The following is a 16567-nucleotide window of genomic DNA, read 5'->3' as shown; positions in this document are numbered from 1 at the left end:
TGGAAATGGCGAAGGCGTCTTTAAACTGTCATTTTATCGACGCCTATCTGTCATAGAAGCGGCATCAGCCTGTCATCTGTCGCGCCTAACTGCCCGTTCTGAGGGCGACAGGGGGCGTTGTCCGATTCGAAATTCCCCTGCGCTCCGCACTTCAACAATCCCGGCAACAGGCCGGAGCGGAGACGACATGGCCAAGATTAACCGTATCCAAACGATCCTGATGGCGAGCTGCGCCTGTGTGGGCCTGAGCGCCTGCGGCGCGGACGACATCGCTTCGCCGGGCGAAGGCACCATCGTCATTCCGGCGCCCACGCCGACCCCCACGCCGACTCCGACGCCTACGCCGACCCCCACGCCGACCGCCGTGACCCCGGCCGCTGAATGTCCGACAATCACCGGCGCCAACCAACTGACCAACCTCGGCACCATTTCGGATGGCACCAATACGTGGCGCAATTGCGGCTTCCCTGCCCGCTTCACCAGCTCGACCGCGATCGCCAAGACGACCGGCGTGATCTATTCGCTGCCCGGCCGCGTCGACGTTGGCACGGACAAGGGCGCCGCCAGCACCGGCACCGACGTCACGCTGACGATCGATCCAGGCGTGGTCGTCTTCGCCGGCACCGGCAGCGCTTTCCTGGCCGTCAACCGCGGCAACAAGATCAACGCGGTCGGCACCGCCGCCCAGCCGGTCATCTTCACCAGCCGTGAAAATGTCCTGGGCACCAACACCGACCAGTCGTCGGGCCAGTGGGGCGGTATCGTGCTGCTCGGCCGGGCCAAGATCACGGATTGCCAGGCGCCAGCTGCCGCAGCAGGCACCACCGCCTGCGAACGCGATACCGAAGGCACCAGCAACGCCCTGTACGGCGGCGCCACCGACACCGATAGTTCGGGTCGCCTTAGCTATGTCCAGATTCGTTATTCGGGCTTTGTCCTCGCCGACGGCAAGGAATTGCAGGGCCTGACCCCCGCTGGCGTAGGCACCGGCACCGTGATCGACCATATCCAGGTCCACAACAGCTCGGACGATGGCATCGAAGCCTTCGGCGGCAGCGCCAACATGAAATATCTGGTGCTGACCGGTAACGAAGACGATAATCTGGATACCGACGTTGGCTTCCGCGGCACCGCCCAGTTCGTGATCTCCGCTCAGCGCGAAGGCAACAATATCGGCGACACCTTCCTCGAAACCGACTCGAACGGTTCGGCCACCAACAGCAACGCCAGCGAGGACGCCTTGCCCCGCCAGTATCTGAAGGTCGCCAACTTCACGCATATCCAGCGTTCGAACACCGGCGACGATGGTGCATCGATGCTGCTGCGCGGCGGCGCCGACCTGGCGCTGGTCAACGGCATCATCGTCAGCCCCAACCAGAGCTGCCTGCGCATCAACGGCGCTGCGGCCGTCCGCGACGCCGACACGGCGCTCGAAGACGCCGGCAAGCCGCGCTACCTGTCGGTGGTGATGCAGTGCAACAGCACGCCTTATAAGGGCACCGGCACCGGCGTCGACGCCGCGCTGGTCCAGTCGATCTTCGAAGCCGGTGCGAACAGCACGATCAGCTACACGCCGTCGCTGACCAGCCTGTTCATCAACGGCGCGACCGAAACCGCCCGCACCGCGATCGACCCCAAGACCATCGACGCCGCCTTCACCACCACCAACTATATCGGTGCGGTCAAGGACAGCAGCGACACCTGGTATGCCGGCTGGACCTGCAATTCGGTGACCGCCAGCTTCGGCAGCACCGGCGCAAACTGCACCGCCATTCCGACGACCTGATCGGACCCACGACCTCAACAGGGGCGGGGGAGCGTGCAACCGCGCTTCCCCGCCTTCTTTGCACTGAATTTTCCCAAGGGGGATATATAGCATGTCGAAGCCGCTCAGCCTGGCGCGCCTGCTCCTGATTTCCACCGCGCTGGTCGCTCCCATGGCGATGGCGCAGACCGATGCCGGCCAAGCCGGCGCACCGACCACCGGCGACGCCGGCCTGTCGAGCACGCCCAGCGCCGCCGACGAAGCCGATGCGCAATCGGGCAATGTCGACGTATCGGTTCCTGGTTCCGACATCATCGTGACCGGCCGCCGCAACAGCAATATATCGCAGTCCGCGCCGCAGGTGGTGAACGTCCTGTCCGCGGCCGACATCAAGCGCACGGGCGAAGGCGACATCGCCGGCTCGCTCCAGCGCGTGACCGGCCTGTCGGTCGCATCGGGTGGTTATGTCTATGTTCGCGGCCTGGGCGATCGCTATTCGCTCGCCCTGCTCAACGGTTCGCCGCTCCCCAGCCCCGAACCCTTGAAGCGCGTGGTCCCGCTCGACCTGTTTCCCACCAGCGTCATTGCATCGACGCTGGTGCAGAAAAGCTTTTCGGCCAATTTCCCCGGTGAATTTGGCGGCGGCGTCATCAACCTGACGACCAAGGCGATCCCGACCGAATCCTATCTGGAATTCGGCGTCGGCAGCTCGGCCAACACCGAAACGTCGGGCCAGCTGGGCTACACCTATTATGGCAGCAAGTCCGACTGGACCGGCTTCGACGACAGTTCGCGCGACGTGCCGCCGCTGCTCAAAAACGCTTTTGGCGGCGGTGTGCCGTTCGCCAATATCGACCGCGCCGATCAGCAGGCGATCGCGATGCAGTTCCTCAATAGCAAGACCTCGGTCGTGCAGCGGACGAACAGCCTGCCCTTCAACTTCTCCGGCACGCTCAACGGCGGCACCGCGTTCGACATCGGCGATGCGCGCGTGGGCGTCATCGCCACGGCGGGCTATAGCAATAAATGGCGCACCCGCGACAATTTGCAGCAGGCGTCGCTGACCGTGTCGGAAGGCGCGGGTAAAAGCGCCAACCAGGTCGTCACCGACAATCAGGTGACGGTCAACGGCCTGCTGGGCTTTGGCGCCGAATGGGGCGACCAGAAGGTGCGCTGGACCAACCTCTACATTCGCGACACGTTGAAGCGCGCCTCGCTCGCAATCGGCCAGAATGACGGCCAGATCCAGGGCGCCGACTATCTGACGCAGCAGACCGCTTGGTATGAGCGGCAGTTGATCGACACGCAATTCACCGGCGAGTTCAAGTTCAGCGATGCGCTCAGCCTCGACCTGCGCGGCTCCTACGCCAATTCGCAGCGCGAAGCGCCCTATGAGCGCGAATTCGTCTATGTCCGCTCCAACCGCGATCTCGACATCGATCCGGTCGGCGACCGCTTCATCAACGCGCTCAACCGCCAGCGCGGCGACGCATCTGTGACGTTCAGCGATCTCAACGAAAATCTGTGGTTCGGCGGCGCGGACCTCAGCTACAAGATCGCGCCCAAATTCGTGATCACCGGCGGTTACGCCTATACCGACACGAAGCGCACCTCGTCGCGCTACGAACTGCATTTCGACGCGGTCAATCTGCCGATCCCAGTGCAGCAGTTGCGCCCCGACTATCTGCTGTCGGATGCGACGATCCAGCTATACGATCTGGGCCTGCTCGACTTCTCCGGCAATTATCCGGTCTATGACGCCGCGATGCGCGTCCATGCCGGCTATGGCCAGGTGAAGGCGGAACTTTTCCCCGGCTTCAGCATCGACGCCGGCGTCCGTTATGAAAGCGGCCGCCAGTCGGTGACAGGCGTGGACGTCTATGCAACCGGCGTGACCCCGTTCAACCAGATCAAGAACGACTATTGGCTGCCTGCCGTCACGCTGACCTTCGATGCGGGCGGTGGCCTGCAATTCCGCGCGTCCGGCTCCAAGACGCTGGCCCGTCCGCAGTTCCGCGAACTGATCGCCCAGCCGTTCATCGACACCGATTCCAACCGCTTCTATCGCGGCAACCCCTTCCTGCAGGACAGCGAACTGTGGAATGCTGAAATCCGCGCGGAATGGTATATGGGGCGTGACGAGCGGCTGACCGCATCGGGCTTCTACAAGAAGATCAAGAACCCGATTGAAACCTACACCACCATCAGCGACACCTATGCGGTGACGACCAGCTTCGCCAACGCGCCGGAAGCGACGCTCTACGGCGGCGAAGTGGAAGCGCAGAAATATATCCCGCTCGACGGGATGGACTCGGCCTTCTTCCAGAGCCGCCGGATCGCGCTGATCGCCAACTATACCTATACGCAGTCGAAACTGAAGGTCAGCGATGGCGACACCACCATCCCCTACACCTACACGACTGGCGATCTGCCCGCCGCGTCCGACTATTTCATCGACGGCGCGCCGTTGACGGGCCAGTCGGACCATCTGGTCAACCTCCAGATCGGTCTGGAGGACACCGACAAATTGTCGCAGCAGACTCTGTTGCTGACCTATGCCAGCGATCGCGTCACCAGCCGCGGTCCCAACCTGCAGCCGGACATCAAGGAACGGCCGGGCATCCAGCTCGACTTCGTGGCGCGGCAGGGCGTGAAGCTGCCCGGCGGCATCAACAGCGAATTCAAGTTCGAGGCCCGCAACATTCTGGGCCGCAAGTTCCAGGAGTTTCAGGAACAGGACGGCAACCGCGTCTATTATAACCGCTACAAGATCGGCACGACGCTCGCCGCCTCGCTCACCGTGGCTTTCTGATCGGACGATCCATCGCATGAAAAAGGCCGGCCGGGGGAACCCGGTCGGCCTTTTTCATGTCCGGCAAAGCGAAGGGGCGCCGCCCTGTCGGACGACGCCCCCGCTCCCTGCACCTTATGCTATGCGTTCAGCGCATGGCGTAGCTGGGGTTGAGGCGGGTCAGTGCGCGCATTGCGACCGTGCGCGAGGATTCTTCCGCGCCATTGGCCAGCACCAGCGTCGTTTCCGGCGCGAAGCGGGCGGAGCGATAGGCTTCACGCGCCTGCGCCAGGCGGCCGACGCCGGCATAGGCATTGCCCAGGTTGATAAGCCGGGCCGGGTCATTCTCGCCATAGACCTGCATCGGCTCCAGCTTGCGCAGCGCCGCGTCATAGCGTCCCGCCGCCAGCGCACTGGCGGCCAGCCGGCCTTCGGGACCGGCGACGACCACCAGATCCTGCCCTTCGGCCGCCGCCTGCGCCATGTTCGGCGTCATCACCGCCAGCGCCAGACCCATGATTGCAGCGACCTTCTTCATCTCTCATGCCTCCAGAAAAAACTTCTCACTATAGCCAGAAGTATTTCATTTAGATGACATAAGGACAAGGGCGCATCGGACTAGCAAAAACGATTTTGTTTTATGTTATTTCAGCATGTTATGATTTTTACGCGATACTGTCATAAAAGCGTAATCGAAAAAGATCGCAGATGGAAGGCGATTCGAATCATTCATGCCGCGCAATGGATCGCCACCAACAGACGCGCTTTGTCCCTCGCCGCGACATCATCTGCAGCGGCGCACGACCAACGGCACGCAAAAGCCGGCCGCATGTCTCTGACGATAAGGAATAGGTCCGGGAGGTTCTGTTGCCCGGCCCTCCCGGAGGCCGCTGAATTCCCTTCTGTTGCCCGGTGGGTTCAACCGCGCTATTTTAGGATAATATCAGGCCGTGAGGCCCTCAATTACGCTGCAATGGCGAGTGCTTCGTTATCGTTGGCACTTGTGAGTTTTGCACAGTTTAACGGCTTACACGGGCCGGGTGAAAATATCGCCTTTGAACACACGTCGATCCTAGTTCGGCCCCGTCAGGAAACCCAAAAGCTGTAAGCGATCGGGCCTTCTGGTGGAACCGCCGGGTACTGCCCCCGGGTCCGCTGCGTCTATTATACGACACAATTTATCACCATAGCCGGGCGAACCCGGCACCATCCATATGGCCCCAAACGGATGGTTTTTCAAGCCATGCACTTGCGGGATTCGCAGGGGGCGATACAGCGGCCCCATGTGCATCATGGCCATGGCCTGGGCGGCGCATCGGCGCTGGCGCCTCATCCTGATCGGCAATCGCGACGAATATCACGCGCGAGCCGCCGCCCCGCTTGATCGCTGGGACCACCGCGCCGGGCTGATCGCCGGACGCGACCTGCAATCGGGCGGCACCTGGGTTGGCGTGTCGGAGGCTGGCCGGGCGGCGATCGTCACCAATTTGCGCGGCTATGGCGGGCCACAGCCACACCTCGCCTCGCGCGGCGCGCTCGTGACGGACCTGCTGGCGGGCGACGGCCCCTATGCCGATGTCGCACAGGCGGCGCTCGACGATTTCAACCCGTTCAACCTGATCCTGGTCGAACCCGATCGCGCATATTTCCTCACCAACCGCCCACAGCCGCTGCGCACGCGACTCACGCCGGGCCTTTACGGCCTGTCCAACGGCGCGCTCGACGCGCCCTGGCCCAAGACGCTTGCGCTCAAGGCCGCCCTGCTCGCCTGGTTGACCGACAGCGCAGACGCGCCCGATCGCCTGTTCGACGCGCTTCGCCGGGAAAGCCTGCCCGACGTCGGCATCGCCCCCGCCATCCCGTCCGACGCCCCGGACGAAGCCGCCGCCTCGCCGATCTTCATCCGCAATCCGCTCTACGGCACGCGCTGCAGCACCGTGATCGCCATCGACCGCGACGGCCAGGGTCAGATCATGGAACGCCGCTTCGACCGCGACGGCGGCGATGCGGGTGACACCCGGCTCCACTTCCAATGGTAGGGCGCATCCCTACCTCCCCACTTCCCCCCGCGCGCATCCCGCGCTAAGGCTCTGCCCATGATCCTCGTCATCGACAATTATGACAGCTTCACCTGGAACCTGGTCCATTATCTGATGGAACTGGGGGCTGAGGTTCAAGTCGTCCGCAACGACGCCATTTCTGCAGGTCAGGCCCTGTCCAGCGGCGCGAAGGCGTTCCTGCTCTCGCCCGGCCCCTGCACCCCCAATGAGGCGGGCGTCAGCCTGGATCTCGTCGCCGCGTGCGCCGACGCCGGCGCGCCTTTGCTGGGCGTGTGCCTGGGCCACCAATCGATCGGGCAGCATTTCGGCGGGAAGGTTGTGCGCGGCGGGCTGATGCACGGCAAGACGTCGCCTGTCACCCATGACGGCACCGGGCTGTTTGCAGGCCTGCCCTCGCCCTTCACCGCCACACGCTATCATTCGCTGATCGTGGAGGATATTCCGGACAGCCTGGTGGTAAACGCGACCAGCGAGGACGGATCGGTCATGGGCTTCCGTCATGCGACCCTGCCGATCCATTCGGTGCAATTCCATCCCGAAAGCATCGCCACCGAACATGGCCATGACATGCTGGCCAATTTCATGACGATTGCGGGCATCCCGGTGCGGGAGCGTGAAACGGCCTGATCGGGCCCTTTCGCCCGATCGCTTTTCGAATATTGCGGCAATAGGAAAGTAAATTTCCACCCCGGTAGGAAAAGTGCGCCAACAAGCGCCAGCGCCCCCTCGACTCTCCCGCCCGCCGCCGACTAAGGCAGGGTCTATGACCCGCCTGCCCGATCCTTCCGCGCCGCTCGGCTTCGACGCCGCAGCCGAGGCCTTCGACCTGCTGTTCGACGCCGATCTGCCCGAAGCGGACATCGCCGCCTTTCTCGTCACCATGGCGCGCCGCGGCGAAACCGCGGTGGAGATCGCCGCCGCCGCCCGCGCCATGCGCGCGCGCATGAAGACGGTCAGCGCGCCCGATGGCGCGATCGACGTCTGCGGCACCGGGGGCGACGGGCATCATACGCTCAATGTCTCCACAGCTGTCTCGCTCGTTGTCGCAGCATCGGGCGTGCCGGTCGCCAAACATGGCAATCGCGCCGCCTCTTCCAAGGCCGGCGCGGCCGACACGCTGGAGGCGCTGGGCCTGAACCTGGACCGGGCCGCCGCCACCGCCGAAGCGACGCTGGCCGACCTCGGCATCTGCTTCCTCTTCGCCCAGAATTACCATCCCGCGCTCAAACGGCTCGGCTCGATCCGCAAGGCGATCGGCGAACGCACCATCTTCAATCTGATGGGACCGCTCGCCAATCCGGCGAAGGTCCGTCGCCAACTCGTCGGCATCGCCCGCCCGGCCTATGTCCCCATCTATGCGCAGGCGCTCGCCGACCTGGGCGTCGACCACGCCATGATCATTTCGGGCGACGAAGGACTGGACGAACTCTCGCTCGCCGGGGGCAACGACATGGCGGAGGTGAAGGGCCATGACATCGTCGCCATGCACCGGCTGACCGCCGCCGACCTCGGCCTCTCCACTCAGCCGGTCGAGGCGATCCGCGGCGGCGACGCCGCCCATAACGCCGCGGCGCTGCGCGCCCTGCTGCAAGGCGAACCGGGCGCCTATCGCGACGCCGTGCTGCTGAACGCCGCCGCCGCCCTTGTCGTCGCCGACGCCGTCCCCAATCTGCGCGAAGGGGTGGAAGAAGCCGCCGAAACCATCGACCGCGGCCTTGCCAACGCGCTCCTCAATTGCTGGATTGCCTATACATGACCAACAAGCTGATCGAAATCTGCGATTTCAAGCGCGAGGATGTAGCCCGCCGCCGGGCCGCGACCACCGTGTCGGCGCTTCATGCCCGCGCGAGCGAACAGACGCCGCCGCGCGGTTTCCGCCAGGCGCTGGACGCTGCCGCGCGATCGGGCTTCGGCCTGATCGCGGAGATCAAGAAGGCCAGCCCGTCCAAAGGGCTGATCCGCGCCGACTTCGATCCGCCCGCCCATGCGCGGGCCTATGCGGCCGGTGGCGCCGCCTGCCTCTCCGTCCTGACCGACGAACCCTATTTTCAGGGTCATGACGATTATCTGATGGCCGCCCGGTCGGCCTGCGCAATCCCGGTGCTGCGTAAGGATTTCCTGGTCGATCCCTGGCAGGTGCTGGAAAGCCGCTCACTCGGCGCGGACGCCATCCTTATCATCGTCGCCGCGCTGGACGATGGCCAGATGCAGGAGATAGAGGAAGCCGCGCTCGGCCTTGGCATGGACGCCCTGATCGAAGTGCATGACGAGGCCGAACTGGACCGCGCGCTGAAGCTCCGCTCGCGCCTGATCGGCGTCAACAACCGCGACCTGCGCGATTTCTCCGTCGATTTCGCACGCACCTACGAACTGGTGGGCAAGGCGCCCGAAGGCTGCACCTTCGTCGCTGAAAGCGGCCTGACTGGTCATGCCGATCTGGTCGCGATGGCCGACCATGGCGTGCGCTGCTTCCTGGTCGGTGAAACGCTGATGCGTCAGGCCGATGTGGAGGCGGCGACCCACAATCTGCTGACGGGCGGATGAGCGGCCTCACCCATCTGGACGAAGACGGCGCGGCCCGGATGGTCGATGTCGGGGCCAAGGCGGTCACGGCGCGCGAAGCCATCGCCTCCGGCCGGATCGCCATGAGCGCGACCGCCGCCAGAGCCATCGCCGACGGTCTGGTCAAGAAGGGCGACGTGTTGGCCGTGGCGCGAGTGGCTGGCATCATGGCGGCCAAGCGCACCGCCGACCTCATCCCGCTCTGCCACCCGATCGCGCTCAGCGCCGTGACGGTCGATTTCGCGTTGGACGATAGCGGCGCCACGGTCACCGCCACCGCGCGCACCGCCGGCCAGACCGGCGTGGAGATGGAGGCGCTGACCGCGGCCTCTGTCGCGCTGCTGACCGTCTATGACATGGCCAAGGCGCTGGACAAGTCGATGATCATCGGCGGCGTCTGCCTGATCGCCAAAACCGGCGGCAAGTCGGGCGACTGGCGGCGCACGCCATGAGCCTGCTGCCGGTCGCTGAGGCGCAGGCGCGCCTGTTCGCTCTCGCCCCGCGACTGGCGACCGAAACCGTGCCGATCACCGCCGCCGCCGGACGCTGGCTGGCGCAGGATCTGGCGGCGCTGCGCGACCAGCCCTGGGCCGATCTGTCGGCGATGGACGGCTATGCCGTGCGCGCCGCCGAAGCACCCGGCCCCTGGCGCGTCACCAGCGAGAGCGCGGCCGGCGCGGCGGACCTTGCAGCCCTGGCGCCGGGCGAAGCGAGCCGCATCTTCACCGGCGCGCCGCTACCGCCGGGCGCCGACACCATATTGATCCAGGAAAATGCGACCCGCGACGGCGACTGGCTGACCGCCAGCGCCGATCCGCTACCCGCAGGTCGTCATGTCCGCACCGCCGCCTCCGACTTTGCGCAGGACGCCCTGCTGCTGGAGGCTGGCGGTCGCCTCGGCCCGGCTCAGGTCGCGCTCGCCGTGCTGGGTGGCCATGGCGTCGTGCCGGTCGGCGGTCGGCCGACGGTCGCGCTGCTGTCCACCGGCAATGAACTGGTGCCGCCCGGCGCCCCGACGCCGCCGGGTTTCCTGCCTTCCTCCAACGCGCCGATGCTTGCCGCCCTGCTCGCCGCCCTGCCCTGCGACGTCATCGACCTCGGCATCGTGCGGGACGACCTCGATGCGATGGTGGCCGCGATCGAACGGGCGCGCACGGCCGACATCATCGTGTCGACCGGCGGCGCCTCCGTCGGCGACCATGATTTGGTCCGTCCCGCTTTTGTGAAAGCAGGCGGCGCGCTCGATTTTTGGAAGATCAAAATGCGGCCGGGCAAGCCGCTGATGGCGGGGCGAATCGCCGATACGCTGTTCCTGGGCCTGCCGGGCAATCCCGTCTCCGCCTTCGTCACGGCCACGCTGTTCCTGTTGCCGCTGGTCCGTCATCTGGGCGGCGCACGCGATCCGCTGCCACCGACAAGCGACGCGCCGCTCGCCTCACCGCTGCCCGCCACCGGCGATCGTGACGATTATCTGCGCGCCTGGCGCGGACCGGGCGGCATCGTGTCGGTCACGTCACAGGACAGCGCGGCCACCGCCGCCATGGCGAAGGCCGACTGCCTGATCCTGCGCCCCGCCGGATCGCCGCCGGCGGCTCCCGGCGATCGGGTCTTGATTCTGCCGCTGCCCTGACATGTTCGGTGCTTGACTAACCTTCATCTGTTTCCTATGCGTTCCTCATACGTTCCACGGAGGATCGCAATGTTGACGCCCAAGCAGCAGGAATTGCTAAGCTTCATTCAGACCCGCTTGGACGAAGGCGGCGTGTCGCCTTCTTTCGAGGAAATGAAGGATGCGCTGGACCTGCGGTCCAAATCCGGCATTCACCGCCTCATCAACGCGCTGGAGGAGCGCGGCTTCATCCGTCGCCTGCCCAATCGCGCCCGCGCGCTGGAAGTGCTCAAGCTCCCCGATGCGATGCATCGCGCGCCCGCGCCAGTGATCGCGCTCAATCCCAAGGTCGCGCCGCCCGCCCAGCCGCCGATGATCCCCACCGCCGCCAATGACGTGATCGAAATCCCGCTGCACGGCCGGATCGCGGCCGGTGTGCCGATCGAGGCGATGGAAGGGCAGGCGATGCTCTCCGTGCCCGCCGCGCTGCTCGGCGCGGGCGATCATTATGCGCTGGAAGTGTCGGGCGATTCGATGATGGAAGCCGGCATCCTCGACGGCGACTTCGCGTTGATCCAGCGCACCGACGTCGCCCGCGAAGGTCAGATCGTCGTCGCGCTGATCGACGAGGCGGAAGCGACGCTGAAATATTTCCGCCGCGAAGGCAGCCGCGTCCGGCTCGATCCGGCCAACCCGGCCTATGAGCCGCAGATATACGATCCGCGCCAGGTCCGCATCCAGGGCAAGCTCGCGGGGCTGCTGCGCCGCTACAATTGAGGCCTGTGTGATTGGGCCTTAAATGATTCAGGCTGTTCCCTCCACGTCCGGCGGGTCTGGCGGGCGACCCAGGGATGCGCGTCGCCCGCCCGATGGACGGTGTGAACTTCGCCCTTCGCCAGGATCATGGACAGCCCACCGGTACGCGCGAGCGACCGGCGGTCGACCTTCATCCAGCGCGGTCGGCACCAGCGCGGCAGGCCCCGATCGCTGACGACGATGTCCGCCGCCGCGCAATCGCCGGCGAAACTCGACCGATCGATCAGCACATTGCTGCGAGTAAAGAGCAGCCGCCAGTCGCGGCCCTTGCCATCCTTCATCCTCATGGCGCACATATCCTGCGAGCAGCGCGTCTCCGGCAGCGCCGCGATCGCCGCCAGTTCGCCGTCATAACCTGCACTTTCCGACAGCACGTCCCGCACATAATCCCCCGCCCGATCGCGCAATATCGCCATGCCCTTTCCCGTCCGCACGGCGACATGCCGCCCGTCGCCGGTAATCAGGATATCGGGCGGCGCGGCGGTAAAGGTGACCGCCACGCCGATCAGCACCGGCGCAAGTCCCAGCCATCGCCATCCCGTCCGCCATAACAGGCACCAGAGCAGTCCGACGATGGTGATGCCGAACAGCCCCATACCCATGGTCGGCGCGAGCAATGTGGCCATAGGACTCGCCGCCACGCCATGAGCCAGCAGCAGCAACAGGTTCAGCGCCTGCTGCGTCAACCACCAGAACGGCGCGCCCAACCCTACGACATCCAGCACGAGCGCCAGCGCCTCCAGCGGCATGACGACGAAAGTGGTGAGCGGGATCGCGATCAGATTGGCGAAGGCGCCGAGCAGGCCCGCCTTGTGAAAATGGAACAGCGCGATCGGCATCAGCACCAGTTCGACGGCGATCCCGGTCGCCAGCATGACGACCAGCAAGCGACCCGTCTTGCGAATCACGCCCTCGTCCCTGACGGCGGCAAAGGCGCGAAAGCGCGGATGTTCGGCCAGCGCCACCAGCGCCGTCACCGCCGCGAAACTCATCTGGAAACTCGGCCCGACCAGCGCTTCGGGCCACAGCAGCAGCACGACCAGCGCCCCGGTCGCCACCAGTCGCAATGTCACCGCATCCCGACCCATCGCCAGTCCGCCCAAGACCAGCAAGCCCGCGACGCAGGATCGCACCGTGGGCACCTCCGCCCCGGTTAGCAGCGTATAGCCGATCCCCGCCAGCGCCCCGCCCGCCGCCGCGATCAGCATCAGCGGCCAGCCAAGCGCCGCCCGCTGGCTCAAGGCCATCACGCGCATCAGCAGGAAAATGACCGCCCCGATCAGCGCCGTCACATGCAAGCCGCTGATCGACAGAAGATGCGCCAGCCCGCTGCGCCGCATCGCTTCCGCATCCGCTTCGGGGATCGCGCCCTGGTCCCCGGTCGCCAGAGCGGCAGCGATTCCTTCGGCGGGACCATCCACTTGCTCCAATATATGGCCGAACAACCGCGCCCGCAGCGGTGACGCGGCGGTGGAGGGGATCACTATCTCTATGGGCTTCAACGCCTTGCCGGTGGCCCCGATCCCCTGAAAATAGGCGCGCGCCGCAAAATCATAGCCGCCCGGCACACTCGGCGGCGCCGGCGGCATCAAGCGCACGCGAAACCGCAGACGCGCGCCCTCGCCCAGCCCCGTCGGCACATCGGCATCGGCGATATTCACCCGCACAACCGCCGGCAGATTGGGCGCGTGAACCGGGCGTAGCATGACGCGCACCATCGCCTGTGCCGGAACGGGACGCACCGCCGTCACATCGCCGATTACCTGCACGAAGGTCGCCCGGCCCAGTGGCGGCTGGCCCCACAGCATCGCCTTCCCCCAAACCAGCAGGCATCCCATGCACGCCAGGATGCCGCCCGCGACGCATATCCGGCGCAACCGCCCTCCGACCGGCAGCATCGCCCCCATGCAGGCCATCGCCAGCGCGCCGCAGCAAAAGGCCAGCCAGTCCACGGCGTGAGGCAGGATGAACCAGCCCGCAATCCCGCTGCCCAGCCCGATCGGCGCCCATAATCCGATCTGTTCGCGCTCACACTCCAGCCAGCTTTCGAGTCGCTCCAGCGCCGCCCGCGCCCATGCCGCCGGCCTCGCACCAAGGGAGGTTTGTCGTGGCTCAAAAGCCATGCTAGGGGGCGCAGCATCCATGGGTCAGCTAGGCGAATGTCAGGGAATATGACGGCAAGTGCAACGGGAATGAACAAGCCGGTGGTGACCCGTTTCGCCCCGTCCCCCACCGGGTTCCTGCATATCGGCGGCGCCCGCACCGCGCTGTTCAACTGGCTGTTCGCGCGCCATCACGGCGGCAAGTTCCTGTTGCGGATCGAGGACACCGATCGCGCCCGTTCGACCGATGCGGCCGTCGCCGCGATCTTCGATGGGCTGGAATGGCTGGGCCTGGGCGGTGACGAGCCTGCCGTCTTCCAGTTCGCGCGCACCCCGCGCCATGCGGAGGTCGCCAACCAGTTGCTGGAAACAGGCCACGCCTATCGCTGCTATGCGACGCCGGAAGAGCTGTCCGAACTGCGTGAACAGCAGCGCGCCGCCAAGCAGCCGATGCGCTATGATGGCCGCTGGCGCGACCGCATGCCGGAAGATGCGCCCGCTGGCGCGCCCTTCGTCATCCGCATCAAGGCGCCGCGCGAAGGCGAGACGGTAATCGAGGATGCGGTGCAGGGCCGCGTCGTCGTGCAGAATGCCGAGCTGGACGACATGATCCTGCTGCGGTCCGATGGCACGCCCACCTATATGCTGGCCGTCGTGGTCGACGATCATGACATGGGCGTCACCCATGTCATTCGTGGCGACGATCATCTCAACAACGCCTTCCGCCAGCTCAGCATCATCAAGGCGATGCAGTGGGAGGAGCCGATCTACGCGCATATCCCGCTGATCCACGGACCGGATGGCGCGAAATTGTCCAAGCGCCACGGCGCATTGGGCGTAGACGCTTATCGCGACGAGATGGGGATGCTGCCCGAAGCGGTGCTGAACTATCTGCTGCGTCTGGGCTGGGGCCATGGCGATGAAGAGATCATCTCGATCGCCCGCGCCATTGACCTGTTCGATATTGGCGGCGTCGGCCGGTCGCCTTCGCGCTTCGACATCAAGAAGCTGGAAAATCTGAACGGACATTATCTGCGCGAGGCCGACGATGCGCGTTTGGCGGGATTGGTTGCGCCTCATGTGGAACAGCGGCTTGATATCGCTTTGACGGATGCCAATCTTTCGATTTTAACCCAGGCGATGGCTTCGCTGAAGCCGCGCGCCAAAAACCTTAATGAAATTGCGGAGGGCGCAGAATTTCTATTCAAAAATTGCCCGCTCGATTTTGACGAGAAGGCATCCGCTCTGCTAGACGACTCCGCGCGCGCGCTGCTGAAGAAGACAGCCGACGCTCTCCAGCCCGTTCAGTCCTGGACGGTCGAAGCGATCGAAGACGTGATACGCCGCGTGGCAGAGGATGCCGGTCTGGGGCTGGGCAAGGTAGCGCAGCCGCTGCGCGCGGCGCTGACCGGCCGCACGGTCTCGCCGGGGATTTTCGATGTCCTCTTCCTTTTGGGGAAAGAGGAGAGCTTGGAACGACTGAACGATGTTGGGCACGCATCGGCCGGTTGATGGCACTCAAGGAGAACAATATGTCGGATAATAATGCCACTTTGACCGTCGGGGGAGACACGAAGGACTATGCCGTCATGGACGGCACGGTCGGCCCGCAGGTCATCGACGTGCGCAAGCTCTACGCCAATACCGGCATGTTCACCTATGATCCGGGCTTCACCTCCACCGCCAGCTGCGAATCCGGGCTGACCTATATCGACGGCGACGCGGGCATCCTGCTTCATCGCGGCTATCCGATCGGACAGCTGGCCGAAGAATCCAGCTTCATGGAAGTCTGCTACCTGCTGCTGAACGGCGAATTGCCGTCGCAGAAGGAACTGGAAGACTTCACCACCACCATCACCCGCCATACCATGGTGCATGAGCAGCTGTCGGCCTTTTTCCGCGGTTTCCGCCGCGACGCGCATCCGATGGCGATCATGGTCGGAGTCGTCGGCGCCCTGTCGGCCTTTTATCATGACTCGACCGACATCAACGACCCGGAACAGCGCCGCATTGCGAGCCATCGCCTGATCGCCAAGATGCCCACGATCGCTGCCATGGCCTATAAATATTCGGTGGGTCAGCCCTTCGTCTATCCGCGCAACGACCTCAGCTACACCGCCAATTTCTTGCGCATGACCTTCTCGGTCCCGGCGGAGGATTATGTTCCCGATCCAGTGATCGTGGACGCGATGGACAAGATCTTCATCCTCCATGCTGACCATGAGCAGAACGCCTCGACCTCGACCGTGCGTCTGGCCGGTTCGTCGGGCGCCAACCCGTTCGCCTGCATCGCGGCCGGCATCGCCTGCCTGTGGGGTCCGGCGCATGGCGGCGCGAACGAAGCCGCGCTCAACATGCTGCGCGAAATCGGCACCGTCGATCGTATCCCGGAATATATCGCCCGCGCCAAGAACAAGGACGATCCGTTCCGCCTGATGGGCTTTGGCCATCGCGTCTATAAAAATTACGATCCGCGCGCGACCGTGATGCAGAAGACCGCGAAGGACGTGCTGGAGAAACTGGGCGTCAACGATCCCGTCTTCGACGTCGCCAAGGAACTGGAGCAGATCGCGCTCAACGATCCCTATTTCGTCGAGAAGAAGCTCTACCCGAACGTGGACTTCTATTCGGGCGTGATCCTGTCGGCGATCGGCTTCCCGACCGAAATGTTCACCGTGCTCTTCGCCCTCGCCCGCACCGTCGGCTGGGTGGCCCAATGGAACGAAATGATTTCGGACCCAGCGCAGAAGATCGGCCGCCCGCGCCAGCTCTACACTGGCCCGACCCAGCGCGACTATGTCGGCGTCGACAAGCGCTGATTGGCATCGAACCAACGCTATGATGAAGAACGGCGCCCGATGG

The 16567-nt window shown here is 64.9% G+C and carries 13 protein-coding genes and 1 other RNA gene; 11 read left to right on the top strand and 3 right to left on the bottom strand.

Translation table 11 applies throughout. The annotated features are described in order from the left end of the window. Positions 1-187: 187 nt before the first annotated feature. Positions 188-1786, top strand: coding sequence for a hypothetical protein (locus sphantq_RS17500; RefSeq protein ID WP_066602183.1), 1599 nt, complete (start codon positions 188-190; stop codon positions 1784-1786). Between the two features lie 91 nt (positions 1787-1877). Further along, positions 1878-4577, top strand: coding sequence for a TonB-dependent receptor domain-containing protein (locus tag sphantq_RS17495; RefSeq protein ID WP_066602185.1), 2700 nt, complete (start codon positions 1878-1880; stop codon positions 4575-4577). Positions 4578-4704: 127 nt separating this feature from the next. On the opposite strand, the gene sphantq_RS17490 is transcribed toward sphantq_RS17495, so the two are convergent. After that, positions 4705-5094, bottom strand: a complete 390-nt coding sequence (locus sphantq_RS17490) for a hypothetical protein (RefSeq protein WP_066602187.1) — start codon at positions 5092-5094, stop codon at positions 4705-4707. A 353-nt stretch (positions 5095-5447) separates the two neighbouring features. Further along, positions 5448-5800: a transfer-messenger RNA gene (gene ssrA / locus sphantq_RS17485) on the bottom strand. Positions 5801-5839: 39 nt separating this feature from the next. On the opposite strand from ssrA, the gene sphantq_RS17480 reads away from it, so the two are divergent. From sphantq_RS17480 to lexA, 7 genes are all read left to right on the top strand, one after another. Further along, positions 5840-6595 (top strand): NRDE family protein, encoded by a 756-nt coding sequence (locus tag sphantq_RS17480; protein ID WP_129926170.1) that lies wholly within the window; start codon positions 5840-5842, stop codon positions 6593-6595. Positions 6596-6652: 57 nt separating this feature from the next. Beyond that, entirely contained in the window at positions 6653-7243 is a 591-nt protein-coding gene (locus sphantq_RS17475) for an anthranilate synthase component II (RefSeq protein ID WP_129926171.1), read from the top strand. Between the two features lie 136 nt (positions 7244-7379). Then, on the top strand, positions 7380-8372 hold the full coding sequence (gene trpD / locus sphantq_RS17470) for an anthranilate phosphoribosyltransferase (protein ID WP_272799107.1): 993 nt from the start codon (positions 7380-7382) through the stop codon (positions 8370-8372). Beyond that, positions 8369-9160, top strand: coding sequence for an indole-3-glycerol phosphate synthase TrpC (gene trpC / locus sphantq_RS17465; protein WP_272799106.1), 792 nt, complete (start codon positions 8369-8371; stop codon positions 9158-9160). Before trpD ends, trpC begins: the two co-directional genes overlap by 4 nt. Then, the gene (moaC, locus tag sphantq_RS17460; RefSeq protein WP_129926174.1) at positions 9157-9630 is read left to right on the top strand and encodes a cyclic pyranopterin monophosphate synthase MoaC; all 474 of its coding nucleotides are present in this window, start codon (positions 9157-9159) and stop codon (positions 9628-9630) included. Before trpC ends, moaC begins: the two co-directional genes overlap by 4 nt. Then, positions 9627-10808, top strand: coding sequence for a molybdopterin molybdotransferase MoeA (locus sphantq_RS17455; RefSeq protein WP_066602204.1), 1182 nt, complete (start codon positions 9627-9629; stop codon positions 10806-10808). Before moaC ends, sphantq_RS17455 begins: the two co-directional genes overlap by 4 nt. A gap of 69 nt (positions 10809-10877) precedes the next feature. Continuing rightward, on the top strand, positions 10878-11564 hold the full coding sequence (lexA, locus tag sphantq_RS17450; protein ID WP_272799105.1) for a transcriptional repressor LexA: 687 nt from the start codon (positions 10878-10880) through the stop codon (positions 11562-11564). On the opposite strand, the gene sphantq_RS17445 is transcribed toward lexA, so the two are convergent. Then, positions 11555-13726 carry a ComEC/Rec2 family competence protein gene (locus tag sphantq_RS17445; protein WP_272799104.1) on the bottom strand — a complete coding sequence of 724 codons (2172 nt, stop codon included), beginning with the start codon at positions 13724-13726 and terminating at the stop codon, positions 11555-11557. The genes lexA and sphantq_RS17445 overlap by 10 nt on opposite strands. A 69-nt stretch (positions 13727-13795) precedes the next feature. Here sphantq_RS17445 and gltX point away from each other — a divergent pair, with 69 nt between their 5' ends. Together gltX and sphantq_RS17435 are read left to right on the top strand one after the other, a co-directional pair. Beyond that, positions 13796-15217, top strand: coding sequence for a glutamate--tRNA ligase (gene gltX, locus sphantq_RS17440; protein ID WP_272800257.1), 1422 nt, complete (start codon positions 13796-13798; stop codon positions 15215-15217). A 20-nt stretch (positions 15218-15237) separates the two neighbouring features. Next, complete coding sequence (locus tag sphantq_RS17435) at positions 15238-16524, top strand: citrate synthase (protein WP_066605291.1); 1287 nt, start codon at positions 15238-15240, stop codon at positions 16522-16524. Positions 16525-16567: the final 43 nt, after the last annotated feature.

The sequence above is a fragment of the Sphingobium sp. AntQ-1 genome (assembly GCF_028538045.1).
GTDB classification, from domain to species: Bacteria; Pseudomonadota; Alphaproteobacteria; order Sphingomonadales; family Sphingomonadaceae; genus Sphingobium; species Sphingobium cupriresistens.
The sequence above is the reverse complement of the archived record's forward strand: the minus strand, read 5'-3'. Positions and strand labels throughout refer to the sequence as shown.